A 24,072-nucleotide genomic window follows, 5' to 3' on the forward strand; every position below is an offset into this window, starting at 1 on the left:
TGTATCTTTGTGTCATTTTGTAACTAAAGTGATTGATAATGGAAAAGAAAAAATATAAAATATTGTTTGTTTGCCTCGGGAATATATGCCGTTCTCCGGCAGGGGAAGGTATAATGAAACATATTATTTCAGAAAAGGGATTAGATGATAAATTAGAGGTAGATTCTGCCGGAACATCAGGTTATCATGATGGAGACTTGCCCGATCATCGTATGCGCCGTCATGGAACACGTAGGGATTATGTGTTCGATTCGCTTTCCCGAAGATTTACGGTAAACGACTTCGATGATTTTGATATCATTCTTGCGATGGATGATAGCAACTATAGTAATATAATGAGGTTAAGTCCCGATCTGGAATCGCAAAAAAAGGTACACCGAATGGTTGAGTTTTCTCAGAAACACGGTTACGATCATATCCCCGATCCATATTATATGGGAGCGGATGGCTTCGAATTGGTTTTAGATTTATTGGAAGACGCCTGTGATGGGTTGATGAAGCATATCGAAGATACAGTTATACTTAAGTAACGGTAAGTATTAAATCCTACAATGCAAGTAGTTGTAACTGTCAGTTGCAATTACTTGCCAAAGTAAATAAATAGGTCTGAGACCTTAAATACTCTGAAGAAGAGTTGAGAAAGAGATAAAAGATGAATAATAAGTCACTAAAAGGTATTTTATTTGTTGCTATTGGAGCTTCAAGTTATGGAATTGTAGCCACATTTATAAAGAAAGGGCTGGCAGATGGCTATACGACTGCTGAGCTGACATTTGCCCAGGCGCTTCTTGGAGCATCAGTTATGATCTTGCTGAATTTAATATTTAACAGGATTTCGCCTTCAAGGGTTGCGGATCGTCCTCATCGTAAAGATATTATTAAATTACTTCTTGGAGGTATTCCGTTGGGGTTAACAAGCACGTTTTACTATCTTTCATTGAGGTATATACCTGTTTCGGTATGTATTGTAATGCTGATGCAATCGGTATGGATAGGTGTGGTTGTTGATCTTGTGGTTAATAAGATTAAACCGGCTCCTATAAAACTGGTCTCTATAGTGGTTGTTTTGATTGGTACCGTTTTAGCGACAAATGTATTAAATGCGGATGCAGATTTAGATTGGAGAGGTGTTTTCTGGGGATTTCTGGCTGCTATTTCTTATAGCCTTACATTTTTGGCGACAAATAATATAGCAACGGGCTATCGTCCGATGGTTCGTAGTATGTTTATGTTAATCGGTTCCTTAATAATGGTTTCGCTCGTTTGGGGATATTCTTTGTTGGAGAAATTCGATCCCAGTGTATTGTGGACTTGGGGGCTTATTATTGCTTTCTTCGGAACGATTCTTCCTCCCTTGCTTTTCACTAAAGGAATGCCCTTGGTTGGTGTCGGTCTGGGGGGTATTATAGCTTCTATAGAATTGCCCGTTTCGGTGTCTATGGCTTATCTTTTTATAAATGAATCGGTCAATGTTTATCAGTGGATAGGGATTGTCTTGATTCTTTTTGCCATAGCGTTAATGAACATTTCCTTTATCAAAATGTTGAAACCTAATTAAATGTTAAGTTTTTAGCGAATTACTCTATCTTTGATAAAGAATTAATTAATTTCGCAACAGATTGAACAGCAGAATACACAAGATATGAAAGTGAAAATTATAAATAAATCGGCTCACCCCCTTCCAGAGTATGCAACAGAATATTCGGCAGGGCTTGATTTGAGAGCTAATATAGATACAAATATAGTGTTGCAACCTCTTGAAAGAAAACTTGTTCCCACTGGTTTATTCATAGAGTTACCTAAGGGATATGAAGCCCAAATACGCCCACGCAGCGGATTGGCTTTTAAGCATGGTCTGACTGTTCTTAATTCGCCGGGAACTATTGATGCGGATTATAGAGGTGAAATACGTGTAATACTTGTAAATTTATCTAACGAACCTTTTACGATCCAGAACGGAGAACGTATTTGTCAGATGGTCATTGCGGCTCATGCTACTGTGGAGTGGGATGCTGTAGATACCATAGAAGAAACGATCCGGGGGGCAGGTGGTTTTGGGCATACCGGAAAATGAAAATCAGCTAAACACTAAGCACATAAATATATATGTCAAACTATAAATTCCCGATCTTATTCCTTATAGTATTTGTTTTAGGCATCAGTAATATATTTGCACAGACAGTTAAAGGTGACGTAAACCGTCCGGTTCTGAGCTTGGATGATCAACGCAAGTTTGATTATTATTTTTATAATGCCATGAATTCTAAATCTATTGAGAAGTATGGAGCAACATACGACTTTCTGCAATATTGTATGAAAATAGATTCTACAAATGCCAGTGTATTATTTGAATTGGGTAATTTCTTTAACTCTATTCAGAATAAAGATCAGGCATATGCGTATTATCAGAGAGCTGTGGGTTATGATAGCGATAATTTCTATTATAATATGGCTTTGGCTTCTGCTTTAGCTGAAAGACAGGATTATAAAGATGCAGCTTCTGTTTATCAAAAGCTCATAAATCAGAATCCTCTAAAAATAGAATTGTATATGTACCTCTCGGAAGTGTATCGCCTTGATGGGGATTTGTTAAATTCTATTCAGGCATTGAACGATTTGGAGCGTACTATGGGTATGAACGAAAAAATCACTATCCAGAAATTTAAATTATATTCGGCTCTGAACGATAAGAAAAAAGCATACGCTGAGGTTCAAAAGTATATTGATAAATATCCCGATGATATCAGGTATTATATCTTGTTGGCAAATCTCTACCTGCAGGAAGGGAAAAATAAAGAGGCTTATGCATCTTTGAGTAAGGCTAAATCGATTGATCCCGAAGATCCTTATTTGATAACTTCCATGGCTAATTATTACCAGACAGTTGGCGATCAACCTAAAGCAGAGGCCGAACTTCGTGCAGCGCTTTTTAGTTCCAAAACAGATATAGATACTAAAATCGGTATATTAAGCCAGTATATCGGCATACTTCAGCAAGGTCAACAGGATTTGGAGCCTGCATATTTGCTCTTGGATTCCCTGATGGTGGAACATCCGCAGGAGGCAAAATTCAATTTGCTGTATGGTAATTTGTTAATGTTGCAGGATAGAAAAAAAGAAGCTAATTTTCAATACCGGGTTTATGCGGAATCCGATCCTACAAATCCTGTAGGCTGGGAGCAATTATTGCAATCGACAGATGTAGACAGTATAGATGCACTTATAGATGTTTGTAAATCGGCAATTGTGTATTTACCCGAAGAGCCTTTGTTCTATTTTTACCTTTCGGTAGGTCAATATCAGAAAAAAGAATTTAAAGAAGCATTGAAAACTCTGGAGGATGGAATTGTTTTTGCACAAGATAACCCCCGTTTATTATCTGAATTTTATGGACAAAAGGGAAGCATATATTATGAACTGAAACAGCAGGATAGTGCTTTTGTTGAGTTCGATCAGTCTTTGAAATATAATCCTCAGAATCTGGGGGTACTGAACAACTACAGCTATTACCTTTCGCTGGCTCATAAAGATCTTGATAGGGCTGAAAATATGAGTAGCATAACTATAAAGGCTGAGCCTACTAATCCTACTTACCTCGATACCTACGGATGGATATTGTTTATGCAAGGAGCATATACTACTGCAAAAATATATTTGGAAAATGCCGTAAAATACAGCGAGGAAAAGGAAAAAGAGATAAGTGCGGAGGTGTTGGAACATTATGGTGATGTTTTGTATATGATGGATGACAAAGAAAATGCCGTCATATATTGGGAAAGAGCCAAAGAAAAAGGCAGCGAATCGAAAACTCTGGATCAAAAGATTAAAACAAAAACATTTATTGCACCTAATTCTTTGAAATGATGAATGTAAGTAAGGTAAGAAATATCTATAAATTCGTTTTATTCTTTAGTTTGCTTGTTGTGATCTCTTCTTGTAAGTCATCGAAAACGATAGTCAGCAACGATGGTTCGGTAGTTTCAAAAACACACGATCAGGTAGTTAAGGATGTATTGGCATCAGAAACCGATTATGAAACAATCAGTGGGAAAATTTCGCTCGAAATGATTTCGGGATCTAAAACATCGGGCATGAAGGTTAACAGCCAGCTTAAAATCGTAAGAGACGAGATTATTCAATTATCGGTACGTGCTCCCTTTATCAATTCTGAAGTTATTCGTGTAACTATTACTCCCGATTCGGTATATGTTATAGACCGCTTGTCGAAGAAATACGCGGTTGAAAATATCAAAGATTTAGAGCAGGAACGTGGTGTCCAATTTAATTATAATAATCTGCAAGCCTTATTTACAGATGCCTTATTTATTCCCGGAAAAAGTCGTGTAGTAGCAAGTGATTACAATGCATACGATATTTCGATGAATGGAGGCAAGTATCATCTGGAAACGAAAGATAAAACAGGATTATCGTATCGTTTCGTTATCGATCCGAACGACAGGGTGTCAGCTACCCATATTACGGCAAGAGATGGAAAATATTCATTGAGATGGATATATAGCGATTTTGTAAAAGAATCCGCATCTTTGTATCCTACTACGATGGAAGCTAATGTTGACATCAATAAGAAGAAAGTAAAACTTATTATGTCAAATTCCGGATTGGACTTTAATAAAGAATTGACCGTAGATAATAGCCTCCCTTCTAAATATACTAAGGTCTCAGTATTAGATATTCTGAAGAACTATATTAAGTAAGGTAACAATTGTAGTAACATTATTTAGTTATAACAAGCTTTTGGTGAGTGCGCTTACCTGAGCAACAAACAGGTCGGCGACCTTTAAGTGATAAAATGAGATCAGTACTTGTTGTATTTATATTATTTCTCTCAACTCTAGTTGTCTTTCCCCAGTCAAACAATATAAAAGATCTGGAGAATAAGAGAAAATTGGCCCTACGCGAAATAGAGAGTACAACTTTGCTGCTGAATGAGACAAAAAAAAATACCTCCACATTATTAAGTAGAATCAATCTTTTGACAGAACAGATCAGTTCACGTCAGCGATTGATTTCTTTGCTTAATCAGGAAGTTGCTGCTATTTCTGAGCAACAGGCAACTACCGAAAAAGAGATAATCATACTTACTGCAAATCTTAAAAATCAGCAGAAATCATATGCCAGAGCAGTTCAGGGTATAGTTCTGAGAAAACAAAGTGGCAATAAATTGTTGTTTGTTTTGTCGGGAAGTTCTCTGGCTGAATCGCTTCGCCGAATGAAGTATCTAAAAGATTATTCGGAATGGCGGGATAATCAGATTATTGATATCAAACAAAAACAAAAGACTTTAGAGGAGAAAAAAGCAGCTCTAGAGAAATCGAAAGCCGAAAAGAATGCTCTGCTAGGCAATAGAGAAAAAGAGCAAACTAACTTACAGCAAGAAGAACAGGTACATAAACAGGAAGTCTCGGATGCAAGTAAAAAGCAGAAAGAATTACAAGGTATATTACAAACCAAGCAAAAGCAAGCAGATAATCTGAATGCTCAAATAGAGAAACTGATTGCTCAGGAAGTTGAACGTCAGGAACGTGAAGCCAGACGTTTGGCAGAAGAACAAGCTCGACGGGAGAAATTGAAGAGAGAACGGGCAGAGCGTGCGGAACGAGCCGAAAGGGCAAGACGCGAAGCTGCAAGGACTTCTACTAAGCCCCCTGCAAAATCAGAAGAGCCCGAAGAAGAGGAGGTTGCTCCAAAGATTGAAAGAGAATCACCAAGAGAGCGAGAAGAAGTTGCGATGGCTACGCCTACGGTAACAGCCGAGAACTTCAAACTTTCATCCAATTTTGCGGCTAATAAAGGACGCTTACCAATGCCCGTAACTGGTAGTTATAGTATTGTAGGACGTTTTGGTACGCAACAGAACAGTAGATGGAGGGTAACTACCAATAGCAATGGTATAGATATACAAGCCCGATCGGGAGCTCAAGCCCGTGCCGTTTTCGGAGGAGAAGTATCACGTGTGGTAGCATTCCCCGGATTTAATAACTGTATTATTGTACGACATGGAGGGTATTATTCGTTCTATGGGAATATTCAGCAGATTTTTGTTAAACAAGGACAAAAAATATCTGCCGGACAAGCTCTAGGTACGGTTTATACCGATTCGGATACTGGAAACTCTCAACTACATTTCCAGTTGTGGCAGGGAACAACTAAATTGAATCCTGAGCCATGGCTTCAAAAATAAAAGTCAAGGAACAAATCTTGGATCTTCCTAAAGTAGAAGATGCAAGAGGTAATCTTTCTTTTATTGAAGAAGGCGGACAAATTCCGTTCAAAATAGCACGCGTTTATTGGATATCCGATGTTCCTGCGGGACAGAAGAGAGGCAGCCATGCCTTTAAAACGCAGGAAGAAATAATAATTGCCCTTTCCGGAAGTTTTGATGTCGTTTTGAATGATGGCAAAGAAACGCGAACTTATCAACTCAATAGAGCTTATAAGGCATTGTATGTTCCAGCAAAAATGTGGCGTACATTAGAGAATTTTGCAACAAATTCGGTTTGCCTTGTAATCTCGTCTGGAGCTTATAATGAGGATGAATATATTCGTAATTTCAAAAAGTTTAAGCAATTTCTAAAAATAGAAGAAGGTCAGACAAAGGTGAATACCTTGGAGTCTGAATCTATTCAAGAATGTAAAACAATAGTTCAGAATAATACCGTTTTTGGATGTTCTCAGATTGAATTACCTACGATAAAAAGCAGAGCAGGAAATCTAACACCAATACATTGTTCCGTGGATATTCCTTTTGATGTGAAGCGTGTTTTCTTTGTATATGATATTCCTTACGGTAAAACCAGAGGGATGCATGCACACAAACAATGTCATCAATTTCTTTTAGCTGCCAGTGGTAGCTTTGATGTTGAACTGGATGATGGAAAGAGTAAAAGATCGATAAGTGTAAACAGGCCTACAGAAGGTATACATGTTTTGCCCGGAATATGGTCTAAAGAATACAATTATTCATCAGGAGCTATTTGTCTGGTTCTTGCTTCTGAGGCATATACCGAAGAAGATTATATCCGTAAGTATAGTGATTTTAAAAAGATATATGGGAATTAAGGTCACAGACCCCAATGGTAACTCTAACGATTGACATTTGATGTTACTTAGAATAGAAAAATATAATGCCGAATATAAGTCCGTTTGGGATGACTTTGTGTCTTCTTCCCGAAACGGGACTTTTTTGTTTTATCGGGATTATATGGAGTATCATTCTGACCGTTTCACAGATCACTCATTGATGTTTTTTGAGAAAGATAAACTTGTGGCACTACTGCCTGCAAATACTAAGGACAGTGTATTTTATTCTCATCAGGGGTTAACCTATGGTGGTTTAATATTGTCATGCGATACAAAAACACCTCAGACAATTGAGGTAATAAATAAAGTTGCCGATTATCTTCGAGAAAGTGGAGTAAGTAAAATTATATATAAATCGATTCCTTATATATACCATCGTCATCCATCACAAGATGATTTGTATGCTCTCTTTCGGAATAATGCGACATTACTATCAAGAACTATCTCTTCAACGATTGATCTCTCTGATAAGCTTGATTATGCCGAATTAAGGAAAAGGCAAATTAAAAAAGCAGATAAGCTGAATCTTACAGTTTGTGAATCTGATTCGTTCGCCGAATTTTGGACTGTTTTGGAGCAGAACCTGAAAGAAAACCATAAGGCAGTAGCTACTCATTCATTATCCGAAATAGAATACCTTAGAGATAAGTTCCGCAATAATATCCGGTTGTTCTGTACATTAAAAGATGATAAGATACTAGCCGGATGTATAATATTTGAAACCGATACTGTAGCTCATACCCAGTATATATCTGCTTCGGAAGAAGGTAAAGAGAATGGAGCGTTAGACCTCCTGTTCGATCACTTGATAAATAACGTTTTCGATAAAAAGAGGTATTTCGACTTTGGTACATCTACCGAGGATAACGGACATTTTCTCAACGAAGGGTTGATATCCCAAAAAGAAGGCTTTGGAGCCAGAGGTGTCGTGTATGATACCTACCAAATAGAACTAACCAAATAAAAAGTGTTTAATGATATGTTTTAGAATCATAACATAGTTGTTGTGTTTCATGAAACGACAAAAAAGGTCTGAGACCTTAACTACATAGAAATGAATTTTAATTCCTTATTTAGAAGAAAAGATATTAGTAACGGAGGGCATGTTGGAGAAATTCAGGATCATGGACTTAAAAGAATACTGGGTGTAAAAGACCTTACACTTTTTGGTGTTGCGGCAATAATTGGTGCAGGTATTTTCAGTACTATTGGTCGTGCAGCCTTTCATGGAGGACCTGCCGTTTCGTTACTGTTTGTGTTCGTAGCCATAGCATGTGTTTTTACAGCTTTATGTTATGCACAATTTGCATCTATGATTTCTACCAGTGGTAGTGCCTATACTTATACATATGCTACATTGGGTGAGATTTTTGCTTGGGCGATAGGTTGGGCTCTTATTCTCGAATACTCGGTATCCAATATGGTTATTGCTATTTCTTGGTCGGGGTATTTCACGACAATGCTCGAAGGGTTTGGAATACATTTTCCGCATTACCTGTCCATTGGTTATCTGAATGCTTACGAGTCATACCAGAAGGTGATGGCCGATTTACCCGATCTTCCGACCAATGTGTTGCAATCGGCTGAGATCTATCGCAATGCACCCGAAATTTTCGGATATAAAATATTGATAAATTTACCCGCAGGAGGTATTATTATACTGCTTACCTCATTAGTTTTTGTTGGGATTAAAGAATCAAAAGCAGTGAATAACCTATTGGTTTATCTAAAGGTCGGAATTATTTTATTTGTAATTCTAGCCGGATTCTTTTTTGTAAAACCTGCAAACTGGTCGCCATTTGCACCCAATGGAGTTGGAGGTGTGTTAGGAGGTGTTGCAGCTGTCTTTTTTTCCTTTGTGGGATTCGATTCAGTTTCTACTACTGCTGAAGAATGTAAGAACCCACAACGTGATATGCCTCGTGCTATGCTTTACTGTTTGGCAATATGTACAGTCTTGTACATTGCGATTACGCTAGTCTTGACAGGTATGGTAAGCTATAAAGAATTAGGTGTAGATGATCCTTTGGCCTATGTTTTCCAACTAGTCAATATGGATTTTATTGCAGGTGTAATATCTGTAAGTGCAGTAATAGCTATAACGAGTGCGATATTAGTATTTCAGATTGGTCAACCGCGTATTTGGATGACGATGAGCCGCGATGGTTTGTTGTGGCCTAAGTTTGGTAAAATTCATAAGAAGTTTAAAACACCTGCTTTTGCAACTATTATTGCAGGGATATTAGTAAGTGTGCCTTCGTTCTTTCTTGATATGCAATTTGTGGTAGACCTTACAAGTGTAGGTACATTCTTTGCTTTTATACTTGTTTGTTCAGGGGTTTTATATCTCGACTATAAAGGATACAGCAAGAAGGCTAAGTTTAAAGTGCCTTATGTGAATGGAAAGTATATAGTGTCGATTTTATTCCTTATAGCTTTCGCTCTTTTTATATTTAAATTAGATTATAAGGCTCTTTTGGAAGAAAAACCACTATTGATTGTCTTTTGGATAGCATGGGTCGGTCTATCTGTTGCAGCATATAGATTTAAATTTTCGTTATTGCCTACATTGGGTATCCTTACTAATTTGTATCTTATGACCGAATTGGGATGGTCAAACTGGCTCATGTTTTTAATGTGGTTGGCTATTGGATTGACTATCTATTTCTTATATGGATATAAAAAGAGTAAATTAGCCACTATTATTAAGAAATAAAAAAGGTGTAGTATATGATTCCCTTTCTTGACCTCAAAAAAGTAAATAAAAAATATCAGTCGGAGATTGAGCAAGCCGTTTTACGTGTTGTTCGCTCGGGTTGGTATATACTTGGTGAAGAAGTAAAACAATTTGAGAACTCTTTTGCAGAGCATTGTCAGGTAAAGTGTTGTATAGGAGTTGGCAATGGCTTAGAGGCTATTAAATTAATCCTATGTGCTTATAAAGAACTTGGAGTAATGAGTGAGGGCGATGAGGTTATAGTGCCAGCCAACACATATATTGCTACAATATTGGCTATAACCGAAAGTGGATTGACTCCAGTATTGGTAGAGCCTGATATCAGAACATATAATCTTGATCCGAAAAAGATTGAAGAGAAAATAACATCAAAAACGAAAGCAATTTTACCCGTGCATCTCTATGGATTATGTTGTCCGATGGATGAAATTAATAAAATTGCTCAAAAATATAATCTGAAAGTAATTGATGACGCTGCCCAAGCTCATGGAGCAGTGTATAACGGATTTCCGATAGGAGGGTTGTGTGATGCCACTGCTTTTAGCTTTTATCCGACTAAAAATTTGGGAGCATTAGGCGATGCAGGAGCTATCACCACAAATGATAAACAGTTGGCAGAAGTTATCAGAGCATTGGCTAATTATGGAACAGAAGCTAAGTATATAAATAAATACAAAGGCATCAATTCTCGTTTGGACGAAATGCAAGCAGCGATACTAGCTGTAAGATTAAAATACTTGAAAGACGATACAATATACAGACAAGAGTTAGCCTCAAAATATTTAAATGAAATAGTAAACAATCATATTGTGCTGCCTTTTGTTAGGGTTATCGAAGAGCATACCTTCCATATGTTTGTAATACGTTGCCAAAAGAGAAACGAACTACAAAAATATCTATTAGAGCAGGGTATCCAAACACAGGTTCATTATCCTATACCACCACATAAACAAGAGGCTTATAAAGAGTGGAGTAATCTTTCGTTTCCTATAACAGAAAGAATCCATGATGAGGTATTAAGTCTACCCTTGAACACTGCATTAAATTTTTCTGAGATAACAGAAATAATCGATTGTGTGAATAAATTTTAATTATCAGCAGAAATACTATATGCTATTGTGAGGTTGTAACTCGCAACTATACTCGTATTGGCACAAGGAACCAGAATGTTTGGGAGCTTAATAATGTATAACTACAGATATGTTCTGCTTATTTTATGGTTAAGAAATGTGTTGTGTTCGAAAAAAGCTATACATTTGGCTATTTTTAACGAATAAGGTCGCAGACCTATTTATTGTCGATCGAAAGATAAACGACTGATGATTATAATTGAGAAATGCGGCACTAAATTCTAATTTTTACTTAACTTATGAGTAGCAATAAAAGGCATAAAGTACCTTTCGGACCGATAGGTATAATTATGGCAATCGGAGTAGTGTTTGGCGATATAGGAACGTCCCCACTATATGTGATGAAATCTGTATTGGAGGCACTTCCCGACAATCAACTCTCTCGTCCCGAGTATATTATTGGAGCGGTTTCTTGTGTAATCTGGACTTTAACTATCCAAACTACACTTAAATACGTAATTCTTACTTTAAGAGCCGATAATAAAGGTGAGGGGGGAATCTTAGCTTTATATGCACTCATTCGGCAGAAATATCGTTGGGCTTATGTGGTTGCCGCTTTAGGTGCCGCGACTCTATTAGCTGATGGTGTGATTACTCCTGCAATGACCGTTATAACCTCTATGGAGGGATTGAATAATATAGTTCCCGAAGTTCCTATTGTACCCGCTACCTTGCTTATTGTTATGGGTATATTCCTTATACAACCTATGGGTACAAGTTCGTTGGGTAAGTATTTTGGCACAGCTATGTTAGCTTGGTTTGTTATGATTGGGGTTGTAGGGCTCAGCCAATTCGTTTTGGATTTAAGTGTGATCAAAGCGTTTAATCCTCTTTATGCTATCCGATTTCTGATAGAAGCGCCACATACCATGTTTATTCTGGGTGCGGTATTCCTCTGTACGACAGGAGCCGAGGCCTTATATTCCGATCTGGGACATTGTGGACTTAAGAATATTCGTATCTCGTGGGTTTTTGTTAAAATAACATTGATACTTAATTATTTAGGGCAAGCTGCATGGATTATTGATAATCCATCCCTCGTGCAGCATGGAATTAATCCATTCTTTAGTATGATGCCTTCGTGGTTTAGCTTCATTGGAGTAGCTATGGCTACCGTTGCCTCTATTATTGCCAGTCAGGCTCTTATTAGTGGCTCATTTACCGTGATAAGCGAGGCTATCTCCCTGAATCTTTGGCCTAATGTGAAGATAAAATACCCTACACACATCAAAGGGCAGATGTATATTCCGTCTGTTAACTTTACGATGATGATATTTTGTGCTATCATTATTATGATGTTCCAATCTTCATCGCGACTCGAAGCTGCTTACGGGTTGGCTATTACTCTGAGTATGTTGATGACTACCATGTTGCTCTACTTGTATTTCAAAGAAACGAAGAAGCCTATTTGGTTTAGTGTTCCCGTCTCACTATTCTTTTTCATTATAGAGTTTAGTTTCTTTGTTGCCAACATGCAGAAATTCGCACATGGAGGTTTTGCATCTATCCTTATAGCCGGAATTATTTTCTTTATGATGTATTCGTGGTTCAACGGTCGTCGGATCAAACGTCATTATACAACTTATGATCAGGTTAATGAACCTTATTTGGCTCATATACAAGAAATAAGTGAAGATACTACAATTCCTAAAACAGCAACTAATCTGGTATATATCACCAAAGCAAATAACAAGCATGCTTTGGAGAGTAAAATTACCTATTCGTTATTTAAGAAATTCCCCAAAAGGGCGGATACGTATTGGTTTGTCCGTATTAAAAGAACAGATGCACCGTATGAATTCGATTATGAGGTTAAGACTTTTGTTCCCGGTAAGATATTCAGAATCGATCTAAGAGTTGGATTTAAGGTTGGGGTACATGCCGATAAATATGTTCGTTTGATATGCTACAATATGGAACGGGATAAGAAAGTCGATTTATCGTCTCGTTATCCATCTATGCATAAAGCAAAAGGCGATTTCTCTTTTATTGTAGTAGATCGTATCTTCCGTAATATTGAGCTTGAACCACGCCAACGCATAACACTAGCTTGGTATAACCTGATTAAGAGATTTAGTACATCTGACACTCAAATGCTTGATCTGGACCCTTCGTTTGCAATTGTAGAAACTGTTCCCTTGGTGAATGTATACCACAAAGATGATATTTTGGAAAGATTGATAAGCCAGTCGGATCAAGCTGAACAAGATGCAGAAGCTTAGTTGTTCATACAGTTCAAAGTAATGGAAAGGTCTTAGACTTTAAATGCTTAAACTGTTCAATAATTTGTAGTAATATTCTATTGCTTCCCTTATTTCATCGGGTTTTATGTATTCGTCCGCAGTATGTGAGCGAGCCGAATCCCCGGGACCCATTTTTACAGATGGGAACGACATCAAAGCCTGATCGGATAGCGTAGGCGATCCATATGGTTCTCTGCCCATTACTATTGCCCGTTGCACAAAAGGATTTTCAATTGCAATTTTGGAGGAGTTGAGACGATATGAACGGGGTGTAACTTCACACTCTGTATGCTTGTTGATAATATGGAATAATTCTTCGTTGCTGTAACATTCGTTACTGCGTACATCTACAACGAATGAACACTTGTCGGGTACAACATTATGCTGTGTACCTGCATTAACCATTGTTACAGACATTTTTACCGGACCTAGTAAATCACTAATGTTTGGAAATTCGAAAGTACGGAACCATTCTATATCTTTCATCGCTTTATAGATCGCATTTACACCCTCATTACGTGCTGCGTGTCCCGATTCTCCCGTTGCTACGCAATCTAATACCATGAGGCCTTTTTCTGCAATGGCAGGATGCATTCCGGTTGGTTCGCCTACAATGGCAAAACTAGGGATAGGTAGTTCTTTTAATGCCGATTCTATACCTTCTTTACCTGATACTTCTTCTTCGCAAGAAGCTAGAAATATAAGATTATAGTCTTGAATTTTTTGTGTCAATAGAAAAAATGTATGCATAAGGCTAACCAAACTGGCTCCAGCATCGTTACTACCTAATCCGTATAAACGATCGTTTTCCTCTATGGGGGCGAAAGGGTCTTTATTCCATCCCGAAACAGGTTTTACTGTATCTATGTGTGAATTTAATAATATGATTGGTTTCGCTTCCGAAAAATCGGGAGACTTTATCCATATATTATTCCCTTTTCGTTGAGGTGCGAAGCCCATATTTCGGATATATGATTCGATCATATCGGCTACTTCGTTCTCTTGCCTGCTATATGAGGGGATGCAGATCATATTTTTTAATAGATCTACTGCATCATAAAATAATTCGTCAATATTTTTTTTCATAACAAAAACAAAGATAAAATATTGACTTGAATATGTAAGTTGGAACGAACGAAATTAAGAAATATACGAGAAGTTTATTTATCGAAAAGGCAAAATGAATATCTTTGTGCTTATTCTTAACAAACAAATACAAAACAAAAAAGGTAATCTTATGAAATTTTACTTCTTAACACTAATCACTTTAGTGTCTTTCTCTCTTGTGTCCTGTAATGATGATAGTGGTAATGGGCAGGCGGATATTATTTATCTTCCCGGAAAGATTATAAATAAATCGTTGGAAGAAGGCTATGAAGGGAGTGCTACCCTTTATTTTCGTTATGATAAAGAAAACAGAGTAACTTATATAATTCAGTCAATGAATGAAGCTCCTGCTGAGGAAGGAGATACTCTTAGTTTTGCATACGATACTGAGGGACGTTTATCTTCTGTTGTGACTCTGTTTGATACCACTAAGTTTACCTATAACAGCAATAAAGTATATTGTGTGCAAAATAATGCTGACACTTATTATCGAGATACATTGGAGTTGGGCAGTAGTGGTGAACTCCTTAAGCTATACAGTGCAGAATATCTTTATACTTATGAATATGACTGGAAAGGCAATCTGACGAAATATATTGGAACAAATACAGTTGAAGGTCAGACCTCTATAACAACATTAACGTACGATGATAAGAATGGCTTATTTAAAAATATAAAAACCCCATCTTGGTATTTTATAAAAGGGCAAGGGTTTCCTTTATGTTTTATGAATAATACTCTGCAAGAATTACATGCAGATGGAAGTGCAGACACATTTACTTGCAAATACAATGATGTTGGATATCCGGTAAGTGTAGAAGTGGATGGTGAAAATAAGTTTCTCTTAACTGTTGAATATATTACAGTGAATAAATAGAAGAAGTCTAAGGCTTCTCATTTTTAAAACACAGTTTTTTATTAAGCCGTGCTTTTTGTACTTTTACACTTGGTCTAATCCAGATACAAGAAAAATATGGTTACTATTACAATCGAGGAAAGAGAATTTATAGAAGGTACAATCAAGGAGTGTAAGGAGTGTTTCGCTGGAATGATAGATACAGATGGTTTACCCTATGTTATACCGATGAATTTTGGATACAAAGACGATGTTGTCTATTTGCATTCAGGACCAGAAGGTACTGCTGTTCGTTCACTCGAAAGTAATCCGAGTATTTGCATTACGTTTTGTACACCTTCCGAAATTACACATCAACATGAAGAAGTGGCTTGTAGCTATCGTGTACAAGGAAGCAGTGTCATCTGTCGAGGTAAAGTGACTTTCGTAGAGGACTTTGATGAGAAAGTGGAGATTCTTGATATCTTGATGGCACAATATACAGATCGACCTTTTAAATATTCAGATCCGGCTGTCCGCAATGTAAAGATCTGGAAAATCCCTGTTGATAAGGTTACAGGGAAAATTTTCGGAGTGCCTTATAAAGAGTCGCATCATTTTAAAAAAGATTAGAATATGAAAAAAATAGGCTTACTGTCAGACACGCATAGCTATTGGGATGAAAAATATAGACATCACTTTGCCGACTGTGATGAAGTATGGCATGCAGGAGATATAGGTTCGTTCGATTTGACTTTAAAGTTTGAAGCTTTCAAGCCTTTTAGAGCTGTATACGGAAATATAGATGGTGCTGATATAAGGGCTGCATATCCCGAATTCCTGAGATTTACTTTAGAAGGGGTGGATGTCCTTATGACTCATATAGGCGGATATCCCGGAAGATATGATCCAAGAGTGCGTACTATTTTGCAGACTGATCCACCGAAGTTATTTATCTGCGGACATTCGCATATTCTGAAAGTAATGTACGATAAAAAATACAATTGTTTGGATATAAACCCCGGTGCTGCCGGAAAGTACGGCTTTCATAAAGTACGGACTTTATTGAGGTTTGTGTTAGATGACGGAAATATTAAAGATTTAGAAGTAATAGAGCTCTCGGATTGAGAGCTCTTCTTTTGTAATACTGCTAAATATTATAGCTGTATTTTATAACAATAAAGTGCTTTATCTGTGACAACAATAAAGGTCTGCGACCTTACTTTTTTTGCTTATAGTGTCTTCTGTCATCAAAAATAGATATGAACAGAAATACGCTACATGCCGATGTTATTAATATAAAAGGCATATAAAGTGAGGGAGACATTAGCGCCTTGCTTCCATAAGTGAAATATACACCAACACCAAGTATGGCTATCAAAGAGTACATAACACCAAGTATAGATAGTATATTTCCGAAACCCGAACGTGTCTTTGACGCCTGTTGTTTCGATAAAGCTTTTTCTGTTTCAATCTGTTGCATAATTCTGAACTTCAGATTGTCACTTGCTTCAAGCCTTGTTCCGGATAATAAGTCTCGGAATTGGCTATCTTCTATATTGTTTTTAATATCCTTTTCCATATTATAAATGTAATAATTTATTTATATAAACAGAGAGGTCTGTGACCTTAAACTTTTTCATAATGCATCATTGTTCCTATTATATCAGCAAATCGCTTTCGTGCCCGATGTAGTTTTACTTTAATATTCGATTCACCCAATCCCGTTATCAGAACTATATCCTTAATGGAATTCTCTTCCAGATAATATAGAGTAAGCAATAGGCTTTCGTCTTTAGGCATCTTTTCTAAAGTGTCGTTGATAACGGTTTTTCTTTCTTGCTCGTTTATCCTCTCCAATGTATCCCATTCGGAGAAGGAACTTTCGGTATCCATATGTTGGTAGTCAACAAATTCTGTGTTGAACCCCGAGCTGCTTATGTGGGTCAGGGCGGTATTGTATACTATTCGGTAAAACCATGTAGAGAATTTGCTGTCAGTTCTGAATGTATGCAAGTTATGAAAAGCTTTTACATAAGCATTCTGCACGATATCTTCGGCATCCTGCTTATTTCCGCAGATACGAAAGGCTATGGTTATTGCCATATCCTGATAGGTATCTACAAAATAGGCAAAGGCGGACGTATCCCCCTTTAAAACCTGTTTTATTTGTAGCTTTTCATCCATTGGTGTTATCCTTCTAAGTCTTTATCCTTAGTAACAAAGTAGAATAAGATGTAGGCTAGTCCAAGGAACAGCAGAACGAAAGCGATCATAATATATATATCTTCGAGAGTATGAAATGTTTCTACTGCGATATTTCCGAGTATAAGTCCCAACGCAATACCAACACAGAGAAATCCGTTGCGTAGCGACCTGTATCTGTTAGGGGTAGGCTTCGATTTAGGCGGAGGCACTATACCCTGTTTTATCAACTCCAGATTTTCTTTGCTTTTTGTTCGTAATGCTATAAGTCCGAGATACATTCCAAATCCTATCGGGAGAGCGACTGCCGATAAAATAGCAATGATTGGTATTAACCCTTCTTCTATAAAGTCCATAATTATTGGTTGTTTTAGTTGTTATTAATTTGTTTTCATGAATATGACTAGACGAAGTTTGAAATGGTTACAAGTTTGGATGATTTTTATTTTTTTCTCCCCATTCGCTCATTTGATCCAATATGTTTTTTAAGGATAATCCCCATTCACTTAATTGATATTCAACGTGCGGAGGCTTTATAGAATATACTGTTTTTGTAATAAGTCCATCAGATTCTAGTTCCTTGAGCTGAGCAATAAACATACGCTCTGTTATACCCGGAATCTTTCTTCTCAGTTCTCCATATCTCATGCTGCCATTATCGAGAAGTACAGCAAGTATACTTATCTTCCATCTCCCTCCAATTAAAGATAGAGTGAAAAACATTCCGCAATTTTCATTCAGATAGTTTTTATTAATTGAATTTGTAGAGTTTTCTTTTTTCATTTTACAGTTTGTAGTACCTACAATTTTGTAGGTAATTGATTAGTGCTAAGTAATGCAATACATTTGTAAAAAAAAAAGAATATGGAAAAATTAATTACAGTTTTACATTGGTGTGCTTACGTTTATTATATCTATATATTTGGATATGCCAGTCTTTATAAAGTTTTTCAAAAAAAGACAATGATGGATAGTATGTTATCTCTTGGCTTTAATAAACCTTTTACAATAATAATAGGTGCAGCCGAATTAATTGGAGTTATCCTATTATTAGTGGGCTTTTGGCATCACGGAGTAAAAAATATAGGAGTTTTGTTTTTAACTCCTTTTGCAGTTGGTGCATTGACTGCACATTTTGCTCATCAAGAATATAATCATTATTATAATGCTTTGATCTGTTGTGTTCTATCAGGTTTTTTACTGCTTACTGATAAGCACTTCCATATTACAGTCTGATTCTGAGTATCTGATTGTTGATGTGATATTTATCTAAACATAAATAAATGAGCCGTTCGGAATTGTCCCGAACGGCTCATTTAGGTATTTAAAAGGAATAGACGGTTTACCCCTTAATTACTAAACAGATACTGTCTTCCAATGCTGTAACCGAATGAATAATGCCCGCAGGAATTGGGGTTTCTTCATATTGAGATAGCATTACCATCTTATCACCTTCCTTATATACTACTTTACCTTCTAATACTACCAGTTTGGCAGGGATATCAGTTTTGTGATCATCCAGAATCATATTCTTGGTAAAGCCAATAGCTATTACTTTGAAATTTGTTCCGCTTTGCAACACTTTTGCAACAGGGCGTTTAGCAGACTCAAGGTCTTTTAGAATTTGTTTTATAGTCATGTCTTTATTTTTTTATAAGGTCGAAGACCTTTTTATTACTTTGGCAAGCATAACAACCAGAGATAGTTATACTGATAAATCATCGCCTTAAATATTTAGAACTACTTAATATAAGTTTCTATCTTATTATTCTCTTTCTTGCTCCAACAGACATATCCTTTTGTTTGTAAAATATCAATGATAGGAGTAGGTACAAATGGAGTTATCAATTCCAATATCTGACCTGCTTGTAATGATTGAGCTTTGTCAATAATCTGTTTCATGGGACTTCTCCCTTCATCGAGAATAGAGCAGACATCAAATACCTCAACAATCATATTCTCATCCACCCATTCAGGTTTAGGTGAGAAATTGTCTGATTGGGCAATATCTGTATTTGCCGGACATAGGTTTGCTCCTTTCCTCAAAGTAGAAATCATTTCTCCCGGATTGAGCCCCGCAATCTCAGATATTTGCTTTAATGTTGCTACCCTTGCAATTGTTTTTCTGAGAATTGGGTTCTTCAGCTTAGCAAAGGAGGGCGATAGCTCCAGTAATATCTCTTCTAATTGAGGATAATGATCGAGCATTTCCGCAACCTTTGTTTGAAGATTTATATCCAATGGCTTTTCCATATTACTTCGATGTATAAGAAAGTAACCGTTGTTCTCCTTCCAATTTACGATACTCGGTAAGATCCTGAGTACATTCTATAACTCCCAGATATTCCCCTTCTTCGTTTCTCATTGCAATGTATTCGATGTATATGAAACGACCTTTGAAATTGATCCAGAATGCAGCGTTGGTTTCCTTACCACTTTTGAAATCGCTTAATATCTGCTCAACTATGTGAACACTATGAGGTGGATGGCACAGTTGTACACTTCGTCCTATAATAGCTCTATTTCTGTCGAAAATACGGTGAGGTCCTAATGAAAAGAATTTAACCTTGTCGTCTTTATCTACAAATGTTATATCCATGGGTAGTATATTGAATAAAGCGGTTAGTTCTTCTACCGAAAAACTTCCTGTTGGAAGTTGCATGCTGCCATTACCCGAATAAGTAACCTTGCTTATTTCTATATTCTCGGGATTCCATTTGTCTGTAGGATCATAAAGACAAAAGCCAAATTCGGTAGTTTGCTGATACACCTGATACCATTCTTCATCCGTCAATGTATCCATAGACATGGGTAAAAGTATCTCTTCTTCCTTCATAATCATACCTTCTATGGCAGACAATGCAGGCTCTAAGGTATAGGCTATGGCGGTACATAAATCGTCCACAGACAAACCTTCGGGTATGCTTAATATTTCGTGAGCCGCTTTGAGTAGGGCACGTGTTTCGTCATGTTTCCCCCACATTACTTTGGGAGGACCTGTTATGTCGTGCTTTTCGAGAAAAGGAAATAGCAAGTATTCTTTTCTGAGGTAGTGTTTGTCAACATCCGATAGAGCGTTGAAGCATCCTTTCAATTCAATCAGATAGACTTTAATCTCCTCCTCTTTTAAATTAGGTGCTTTGATAAACAGCTCTCTGGTTTGAGCAATTACTTTTGTCAGCTCTTGATTTTCTTTCTTAAATGTATCAACGGGATGACCTGCAGGAACGGGACGTGCTGCCGATTGGTCGATATGCCCATCGAGTACGGCTGTATGTATATCGCAAAGTTTGAGTACCTCTTCTGTTGGTAATCCTTCATTAATAAGTTCTTGTTCTACCTGTACCACATCGTCGTAAGGAATGCTTCTGAGTAATTCTTCAAGTCTTTTTCGTACTACCTCAGGAGCTTCTCCTTTATGCAGTTGAAGAATCAGGTGTTTTAGAAGTTCTCTCTTTTTTTCTGAATTATTTATAAGTTCGCTCATGGCTCAATTGTATTTGTTATTTGAATGTATACAAAGCTAATACCATTGTAGTTCTGAAATTTGTATCAAATGTTACAGGCATTATATTTTGTATATAGATAAACTCTTTTTAGGAGTTCGTAAAGAATAATAACTGTTTTTAGTGAATAAATACAGATAAGTTTTATAAATTGCATAGTATTACTCAACAGTAAGCATTTAGTCCAACGTTATTTAATTATAACGATCAGTTGTACTTATACTTGCTAAAGCAATAAATAGGTCTAAGACCTTAAGGTCGCAAAACGATTCATTCTAAAATAAGACAAGACCAAACTAAGATCAACTAAAACACGAAATACTATGTTACCCCCCAATTATGAATTGCTGATAGGCGAGTTGTCGAAAAAGATCGACCCCAAACGTCTGATAACAAATCCTCTTCAACTTTTGGCATATGGCACTGATGCAAGTTTTTACAGGCTTATTCCTAAACTTGTAGTGCAGGTACATTCCGAAGAAGAGGCAGTAGAGGTAATCCGTCAAACGGGTAGGCTCAATATTCCGGTAACCTATCGGGCAGCAGGTACAAGCCTATCGGGGCAGGCAATTACCGATTCGGTATTAATGGTAGCAACCCATCATTGGAAGAAGTATTCTATACTGGACGATGGTCTGAAAATAAGACTTCAACCGGGAATCACAGGATCGAGAGCTAATGTTTTTCTCGTTCCGTATGGTCGAAAGATAGGGCCTGATCCCGCTTCCATTAATGCGGCTATGATTGGAGGCATTGCCTCTAACAATGCCAGTGGTATGTGCTGCGGAACATCACAAAATTCATATAAAACAATAGCTGATATCCGTATCGTTCTGTATGATGGAACTATACTCGATACAGCTGATAATGATAGTAAACAGGCTTTCGTTCAGAAACATCCTGAGATCATCAGAGAGATAGAAAAACTGAGAGATGATATAAAGGCTGATAGTGTTTTAGATGAAAGAATAAGACGAAAATTTAAGATTAAAAATACAACAGGCTACAGTATCAATGCTTTGGTCGACTTCGAAGATCCATTTGAGATAATCAAGCATTTGATGATCGGTGCAGAAGGAACGCTTGCCTTTATATCCGATCTTACCTACCATACCGTTGTAGATGAGAAATACAAGGCTTGTACTTTGATGATTTTCGATACTATAGAAAAAGCATGCGAAGCAACTCCTTTATTAAAAGAAAGCCCTGTTTCGGCTGTCGAATTATTAGATAGAGATTCTATTCGCTCGGTAGAAAACGATCCCGACGCACCTGCTTATTTCAAAGAACTACCCGAAACTACTTGTGTATTATTAGTAGAGATTCAAGCAAATACAAAGGAAGAAATGGATCAGAAGGAAGCTGCAATTCGTAAGGCGGTTGCTTCTATTCCTACCTATCAACCCTACGTATTTACATCCGATCCTAAAGAATATAATTTCAACTGGAAAGCACGTAAAGGCTTGCTTTCATCAGTAGGAGGATTAAGAAAAACAGGAACAACCTGTCTTATTGAAGACGTAGCATTCCCCGTTCCCCGTTTGGCAGAAGCTTGTCTCGCTATAAAAGACCTTTTTAAAAGACTTGAATATACGGATGCAGTTTTATTCGGTCATGCCTTAGAAGGTAACCTGCACCTTGTTTTCTCTCAGGATTTTTCGACACCCGTTGAGGTCGAGCGCTATGCTAAGCTGATGGATGACTTGTCGGATATTGTAGTGAATCAGTTCGATGGCTCGCTAAAGGCTGAGCATGGAACGGGTCGCAATATGGCTCCGTTTGTAGAGAAAGAATGGGGCGAAGCGGCTTATAAGATAATGCTCCGCATCAAGAATATATTCGACCCCAAGAAGTTGATCAATCCGGGAGTAATTATAAATGAGAATCCTAAAATTCACTTAGAGAATCTGAAACCACTTCCCGAAGCTCATGAATTGGTTGACAAATGTATGGAGTGTGGTTTCTGTGAGCCGAATTGTGTTTCGGAGGGATTGACCCTTTCACCACGTCAGCGGATTGTAATTGCCCGTGAAATATCCCGTTTGAGAGCAGCCGGAGAAGACCCTGACAGATTGAAGAAGATGTTGCACGATGCACAATACTTTTCTAACGAAACCTGTGCCACCGATGGTCTTTGTGCATTGGCTTGCCCTGTGAAGATAGATACAGGAAAATTTATCAAAGATTTACGCCATAGAGAAGCTAGCGAAACAGCTATAGATTTAGCTGAATATATTGGCGATCATATGCCCGGTATTACAAATATAGGAAGAAGCGGACTTAATATTGTAGGCTTTTTCCAAACAGTACTGGGAGATACTTTGATGGGTGGAATTGCAGACAGTATGCGTTTCCTTACATGTAATTCTGTGCCTAAATGGAATAAGTATATGCCTAAGGGGGCACGAAAAATCAAACATACAATAGCTAATCCCGGACAAGAAAATAAGGTCGTTTATTTCCCATCCTGTATTAACCGTACGATGGGTAAATCGAAGGACTACAAGAAGGAAGATGTTGAATTGACTCGCAAAACGGAAGAACTGCTTCAACGTGCAGGCTTTACGATTATTTACCCCGAAGCACTTAATGCCCTCTGCTGTGGTATGGCATTCATTAGCAAAGGGTTGAAAGAAGAAGGAGCACGCAAGTCTCAGGAATTAGAAGATGCTTTATATAAGGCTTCCGAAGGAGGTAAATATCCCGTCCTGTTTGATATGAGTCCTTGTTTTTATACCTTCCACGAAGCATATACTAATAAAGATATCAAGATATATGACCCTATAGAGTTTATGCTCGATTTTGTGATGCCAAAGCTTCCTGTTAAAAATCCCCGTGAGGTAGTAAGCGTATTCCCTGTCTGTTCGGTTAAGAAAATCGGCATGGAACAGAATCTGTATAAGTTGGCAAAAATGTGCTCTCACAAAGTTGCCATGGTCGAAAGCAATTGTTGCGGCTTTGCCGGAGACAGAGGGTTCACATATCCCGAACTGAATAAGCACGGGCAAAGGCATCTGGCAGAACAAATTCCTGCCGGTTGCAAAGACGGTTTCTCTACCAGCCGCACCTGCGAAATTGGAATGACTGAACATAGTGATGTAAATTTCAAGTCGATATTTTACCTGATCGATGAAGTAACAAGGTAACACCTGTATACATTCTTCTCACATAAGTAACAGCTACTACACAAAAAGGTGACACTTGAGGT

At 37.4% G+C, this 24,072-nt stretch carries 24 protein-coding genes; 16 read left to right on the top strand and 8 right to left on the bottom strand.

What is annotated here, in order from left to right:
• Window positions 1-38 precede the first annotated feature (38 nt).
• The 11 genes from CLV62_RS07495 (at window position 39) to CLV62_RS07550 (ending at window position 13,190) form a co-directional block, all read left to right on the top strand.
• Window positions 39-530 (top strand): low molecular weight protein-tyrosine-phosphatase, encoded by a 492-nt coding sequence (locus CLV62_RS07495; protein WP_110310169.1) that lies wholly within the window; start codon window positions 39-41, stop codon window positions 528-530.
• Window positions 531-652: 122 nt separating this feature from the next.
• Window positions 653-1,558: an EamA family transporter gene (locus CLV62_RS07500; RefSeq protein WP_110310170.1), complete on the top strand. Its 906-nt coding sequence runs from the start codon at window positions 653-655 to the stop codon at window positions 1,556-1,558.
• Between the two features lie 84 nt (window positions 1,559-1,642).
• A complete protein-coding gene (gene dut, locus CLV62_RS07505; protein WP_110310171.1) occupies window positions 1,643-2,074 on the top strand; it encodes a dUTP diphosphatase in 432 nt (143 codons plus the stop codon).
• A gap of 32 nt (window positions 2,075-2,106) precedes the next feature.
• Entirely contained in the window at window positions 2,107-3,864 is a 1,758-nt protein-coding gene (locus CLV62_RS07510; protein WP_110310172.1) for a tetratricopeptide repeat protein, read from the top strand.
• The gene (locus CLV62_RS07515; protein WP_110310173.1) at window positions 3,861-4,715 is read left to right on the top strand and encodes a DUF4292 domain-containing protein; all 855 of its coding nucleotides are present in this window, start codon (window positions 3,861-3,863) and stop codon (window positions 4,713-4,715) included. The genes CLV62_RS07510 and CLV62_RS07515 overlap by 4 nt, the downstream gene beginning before the upstream one ends.
• Before the next feature lie 95 nt (window positions 4,716-4,810).
• On the top strand, window positions 4,811-6,202 hold the full coding sequence (locus CLV62_RS07520; RefSeq protein ID WP_110310174.1) for a murein hydrolase activator EnvC family protein: 1,392 nt from the start codon (window positions 4,811-4,813) through the stop codon (window positions 6,200-6,202).
• Window positions 6,187-7,080: a WxcM-like domain-containing protein gene (locus CLV62_RS22020; RefSeq protein ID WP_245904043.1), complete on the top strand. Its 894-nt coding sequence runs from the start codon at window positions 6,187-6,189 to the stop codon at window positions 7,078-7,080. Before CLV62_RS07520 ends, CLV62_RS22020 begins: the two co-directional genes overlap by 16 nt.
• Window positions 7,081-7,120: 40 nt before the next feature.
• Window positions 7,121-8,065, top strand: coding sequence for a GNAT family N-acetyltransferase (locus tag CLV62_RS07535; protein WP_110310175.1), 945 nt, complete (start codon window positions 7,121-7,123; stop codon window positions 8,063-8,065).
• 90 nt (window positions 8,066-8,155) lie between these two features.
• Window positions 8,156-9,817, top strand: coding sequence for an amino acid permease (locus CLV62_RS07540; RefSeq protein ID WP_110310176.1), 1,662 nt, complete (start codon window positions 8,156-8,158; stop codon window positions 9,815-9,817).
• 14 nt (window positions 9,818-9,831) lie between these two features.
• On the top strand, window positions 9,832-10,929 hold the full coding sequence (locus CLV62_RS07545; protein WP_110310177.1) for a DegT/DnrJ/EryC1/StrS family aminotransferase: 1,098 nt from the start codon (window positions 9,832-9,834) through the stop codon (window positions 10,927-10,929).
• A gap of 278 nt (window positions 10,930-11,207) precedes the next feature.
• The gene (locus CLV62_RS07550; protein ID WP_110310178.1) at window positions 11,208-13,190 is read left to right on the top strand and encodes a KUP/HAK/KT family potassium transporter; all 1,983 of its coding nucleotides are present in this window, start codon (window positions 11,208-11,210) and stop codon (window positions 13,188-13,190) included.
• 39 nt (window positions 13,191-13,229) lie between these two features.
• On the opposite strand, the gene CLV62_RS07555 is transcribed toward CLV62_RS07550, so the two are convergent.
• Complete coding sequence (locus tag CLV62_RS07555) at window positions 13,230-14,297, bottom strand: M20 family metallo-hydrolase (RefSeq protein ID WP_110310179.1); 1,068 nt, start codon at window positions 14,295-14,297, stop codon at window positions 13,230-13,232.
• A gap of 151 nt (window positions 14,298-14,448) precedes the next feature.
• Here CLV62_RS07555 and CLV62_RS07560 point away from each other — a divergent pair, with 151 nt between their 5' ends.
• The 3 genes from CLV62_RS07560 (at window position 14,449) to CLV62_RS07570 (ending at window position 16,281) form a co-directional block, all read left to right on the top strand.
• A complete protein-coding gene (locus CLV62_RS07560) occupies window positions 14,449-15,195 on the top strand; it encodes a hypothetical protein (RefSeq protein ID WP_146212714.1) in 747 nt (248 codons plus the stop codon).
• Between the two features lie 96 nt (window positions 15,196-15,291).
• Entirely contained in the window at window positions 15,292-15,786 is a 495-nt protein-coding gene (locus CLV62_RS07565) for a pyridoxamine 5'-phosphate oxidase family protein (RefSeq protein WP_110310181.1), read from the top strand.
• Window positions 15,787-15,789: 3 nt separating this feature from the next.
• Window positions 15,790-16,281, top strand: a complete 492-nt coding sequence (locus tag CLV62_RS07570) for a metallophosphoesterase family protein (protein WP_110310182.1) — start codon at window positions 15,790-15,792, stop codon at window positions 16,279-16,281.
• 91 nt (window positions 16,282-16,372) lie between these two features.
• On the opposite strand, the gene CLV62_RS07575 is transcribed toward CLV62_RS07570, so the two are convergent.
• The 4 genes from CLV62_RS07575 to CLV62_RS07590 form a co-directional block, all read right to left on the bottom strand.
• Window positions 16,373-16,735, bottom strand: a complete 363-nt coding sequence (locus CLV62_RS07575) for a hypothetical protein (protein ID WP_110310183.1) — start codon at window positions 16,733-16,735, stop codon at window positions 16,373-16,375.
• A 47-nt stretch (window positions 16,736-16,782) separates the two neighbouring features.
• The gene (locus CLV62_RS07580; protein ID WP_110310184.1) at window positions 16,783-17,340 is read right to left on the bottom strand and encodes an RNA polymerase sigma factor; all 558 of its coding nucleotides are present in this window, start codon (window positions 17,338-17,340) and stop codon (window positions 16,783-16,785) included.
• 5 nt (window positions 17,341-17,345) lie between these two features.
• Window positions 17,346-17,714 (bottom strand): DUF6249 domain-containing protein, encoded by a 369-nt coding sequence (locus CLV62_RS07585; RefSeq protein WP_245904045.1) that lies wholly within the window; start codon window positions 17,712-17,714, stop codon window positions 17,346-17,348.
• A gap of 67 nt (window positions 17,715-17,781) precedes the next feature.
• Window positions 17,782-18,141 (bottom strand): winged helix-turn-helix transcriptional regulator, encoded by a 360-nt coding sequence (locus CLV62_RS07590; protein WP_110310185.1) that lies wholly within the window; start codon window positions 18,139-18,141, stop codon window positions 17,782-17,784.
• An 81-nt stretch (window positions 18,142-18,222) separates the two neighbouring features.
• Between CLV62_RS07590 and CLV62_RS07595 the strand changes: the two genes are divergently transcribed.
• A complete protein-coding gene (locus CLV62_RS07595; RefSeq protein ID WP_110310186.1) occupies window positions 18,223-18,594 on the top strand; it encodes a DoxX family protein in 372 nt (123 codons plus the stop codon).
• Window positions 18,595-18,700: 106 nt separating this feature from the next.
• Here the strand turns inward: CLV62_RS07595 and CLV62_RS07600 are convergent, their stop codons facing one another.
• From CLV62_RS07600 to CLV62_RS07610, 3 genes are all read right to left on the bottom strand, one after another.
• Window positions 18,701-18,997 (bottom strand): cupin domain-containing protein, encoded by a 297-nt coding sequence (locus CLV62_RS07600; protein ID WP_110310187.1) that lies wholly within the window; start codon window positions 18,995-18,997, stop codon window positions 18,701-18,703.
• Window positions 18,998-19,098: 101 nt separating this feature from the next.
• Entirely contained in the window at window positions 19,099-19,611 is a 513-nt protein-coding gene (locus CLV62_RS07605) for a DUF1858 domain-containing protein (protein WP_110310188.1), read from the bottom strand.
• A 1-nt stretch (window position 19,612) separates the two neighbouring features.
• Window positions 19,613-20,845, bottom strand: coding sequence for a DUF438 domain-containing protein (locus CLV62_RS07610; protein ID WP_110310189.1), 1,233 nt, complete (start codon window positions 20,843-20,845; stop codon window positions 19,613-19,615).
• A gap of 342 nt (window positions 20,846-21,187) precedes the next feature.
• Between CLV62_RS07610 and CLV62_RS07615 the strand changes: the two genes are divergently transcribed.
• Window positions 21,188-24,010 (top strand): FAD-binding and (Fe-S)-binding domain-containing protein, encoded by a 2,823-nt coding sequence (locus tag CLV62_RS07615; RefSeq protein ID WP_110310190.1) that lies wholly within the window; start codon window positions 21,188-21,190, stop codon window positions 24,008-24,010.
• Window positions 24,011-24,072: the final 62 nt, after the last annotated feature.

The sequence above is a fragment of the Indolivaga alginatilytica genome, assembly GCF_003201355.1.
Lineage (GTDB): Bacteria > Bacteroidota > Bacteroidia > Bacteroidales > Dysgonomonadaceae > Dysgonomonas_A > Dysgonomonas_A alginatilytica.

Excerpts from the sequence above, each read along its gene's own strand:
- CLV62_RS07495 (WP_110310169.1), top strand. The coding sequence starts at position 39 with ATGGAAAAGAAAAAATATAAAATATTGTTTGTTTGCCTCGGGAATATA.
- CLV62_RS07500 (WP_110310170.1), top strand. The coding sequence starts at position 653 with ATGAATAATAAGTCACTAAAAGGTATTTTATTTGTTGCTATTGGAGCT.
- dut (WP_110310171.1), top strand. The coding sequence starts at position 1,643 with ATGAAAGTGAAAATTATAAATAAATCGGCTCACCCCCTTCCAGAGTAT.
- CLV62_RS07510 (WP_110310172.1), top strand. The coding sequence starts at position 2,107 with ATGTCAAACTATAAATTCCCGATCTTATTCCTTATAGTATTTGTTTTA.
- CLV62_RS07515 (WP_110310173.1), top strand. The coding sequence starts at position 3,861 with ATGATGAATGTAAGTAAGGTAAGAAATATCTATAAATTCGTTTTATTC.
- CLV62_RS07520 (WP_110310174.1), top strand. The coding sequence starts at position 4,811 with ATGAGATCAGTACTTGTTGTATTTATATTATTTCTCTCAACTCTAGTT.
- CLV62_RS22020 (WP_245904043.1), top strand. The coding sequence starts at position 6,187 with ATGGCTTCAAAAATAAAAGTCAAGGAACAAATCTTGGATCTTCCTAAA.
- CLV62_RS07535 (WP_110310175.1), top strand. The coding sequence starts at position 7,121 with ATGTTACTTAGAATAGAAAAATATAATGCCGAATATAAGTCCGTTTGG.
- CLV62_RS07540 (WP_110310176.1), top strand. The coding sequence starts at position 8,156 with ATGAATTTTAATTCCTTATTTAGAAGAAAAGATATTAGTAACGGAGGG.
- CLV62_RS07545 (WP_110310177.1), top strand. The coding sequence starts at position 9,832 with ATGATTCCCTTTCTTGACCTCAAAAAAGTAAATAAAAAATATCAGTCG.
- CLV62_RS07550 (WP_110310178.1), top strand. The coding sequence starts at position 11,208 with ATGAGTAGCAATAAAAGGCATAAAGTACCTTTCGGACCGATAGGTATA.
- CLV62_RS07555 (WP_110310179.1), bottom strand. The coding sequence starts at position 14,297 with ATGAAAAAAAATATTGACGAATTATTTTATGATGCAGTAGATCTATTA.
- CLV62_RS07560 (WP_146212714.1), top strand. The coding sequence starts at position 14,449 with ATGAAATTTTACTTCTTAACACTAATCACTTTAGTGTCTTTCTCTCTT.
- CLV62_RS07565 (WP_110310181.1), top strand. The coding sequence starts at position 15,292 with ATGGTTACTATTACAATCGAGGAAAGAGAATTTATAGAAGGTACAATC.
- CLV62_RS07570 (WP_110310182.1), top strand. The coding sequence starts at position 15,790 with ATGAAAAAAATAGGCTTACTGTCAGACACGCATAGCTATTGGGATGAA.
- CLV62_RS07575 (WP_110310183.1), bottom strand. The coding sequence starts at position 16,735 with ATGGAAAAGGATATTAAAAACAATATAGAAGATAGCCAATTCCGAGAC.
- CLV62_RS07580 (WP_110310184.1), bottom strand. The coding sequence starts at position 17,340 with ATGGATGAAAAGCTACAAATAAAACAGGTTTTAAAGGGGGATACGTCC.
- CLV62_RS07585 (WP_245904045.1), bottom strand. The coding sequence starts at position 17,714 with ATGGACTTTATAGAAGAAGGGTTAATACCAATCATTGCTATTTTATCG.
- CLV62_RS07590 (WP_110310185.1), bottom strand. The coding sequence starts at position 18,141 with ATGAAAAAAGAAAACTCTACAAATTCAATTAATAAAAACTATCTGAAT.
- CLV62_RS07595 (WP_110310186.1), top strand. The coding sequence starts at position 18,223 with ATGGAAAAATTAATTACAGTTTTACATTGGTGTGCTTACGTTTATTAT.
- CLV62_RS07600 (WP_110310187.1), bottom strand. The coding sequence starts at position 18,997 with ATGACTATAAAACAAATTCTAAAAGACCTTGAGTCTGCTAAACGCCCT.
- CLV62_RS07605 (WP_110310188.1), bottom strand. The coding sequence starts at position 19,611 with ATGGAAAAGCCATTGGATATAAATCTTCAAACAAAGGTTGCGGAAATG.
- CLV62_RS07610 (WP_110310189.1), bottom strand. The coding sequence starts at position 20,845 with ATGAGCGAACTTATAAATAATTCAGAAAAAAAGAGAGAACTTCTAAAA.
- CLV62_RS07615 (WP_110310190.1), top strand. The coding sequence starts at position 21,188 with ATGTTACCCCCCAATTATGAATTGCTGATAGGCGAGTTGTCGAAAAAG.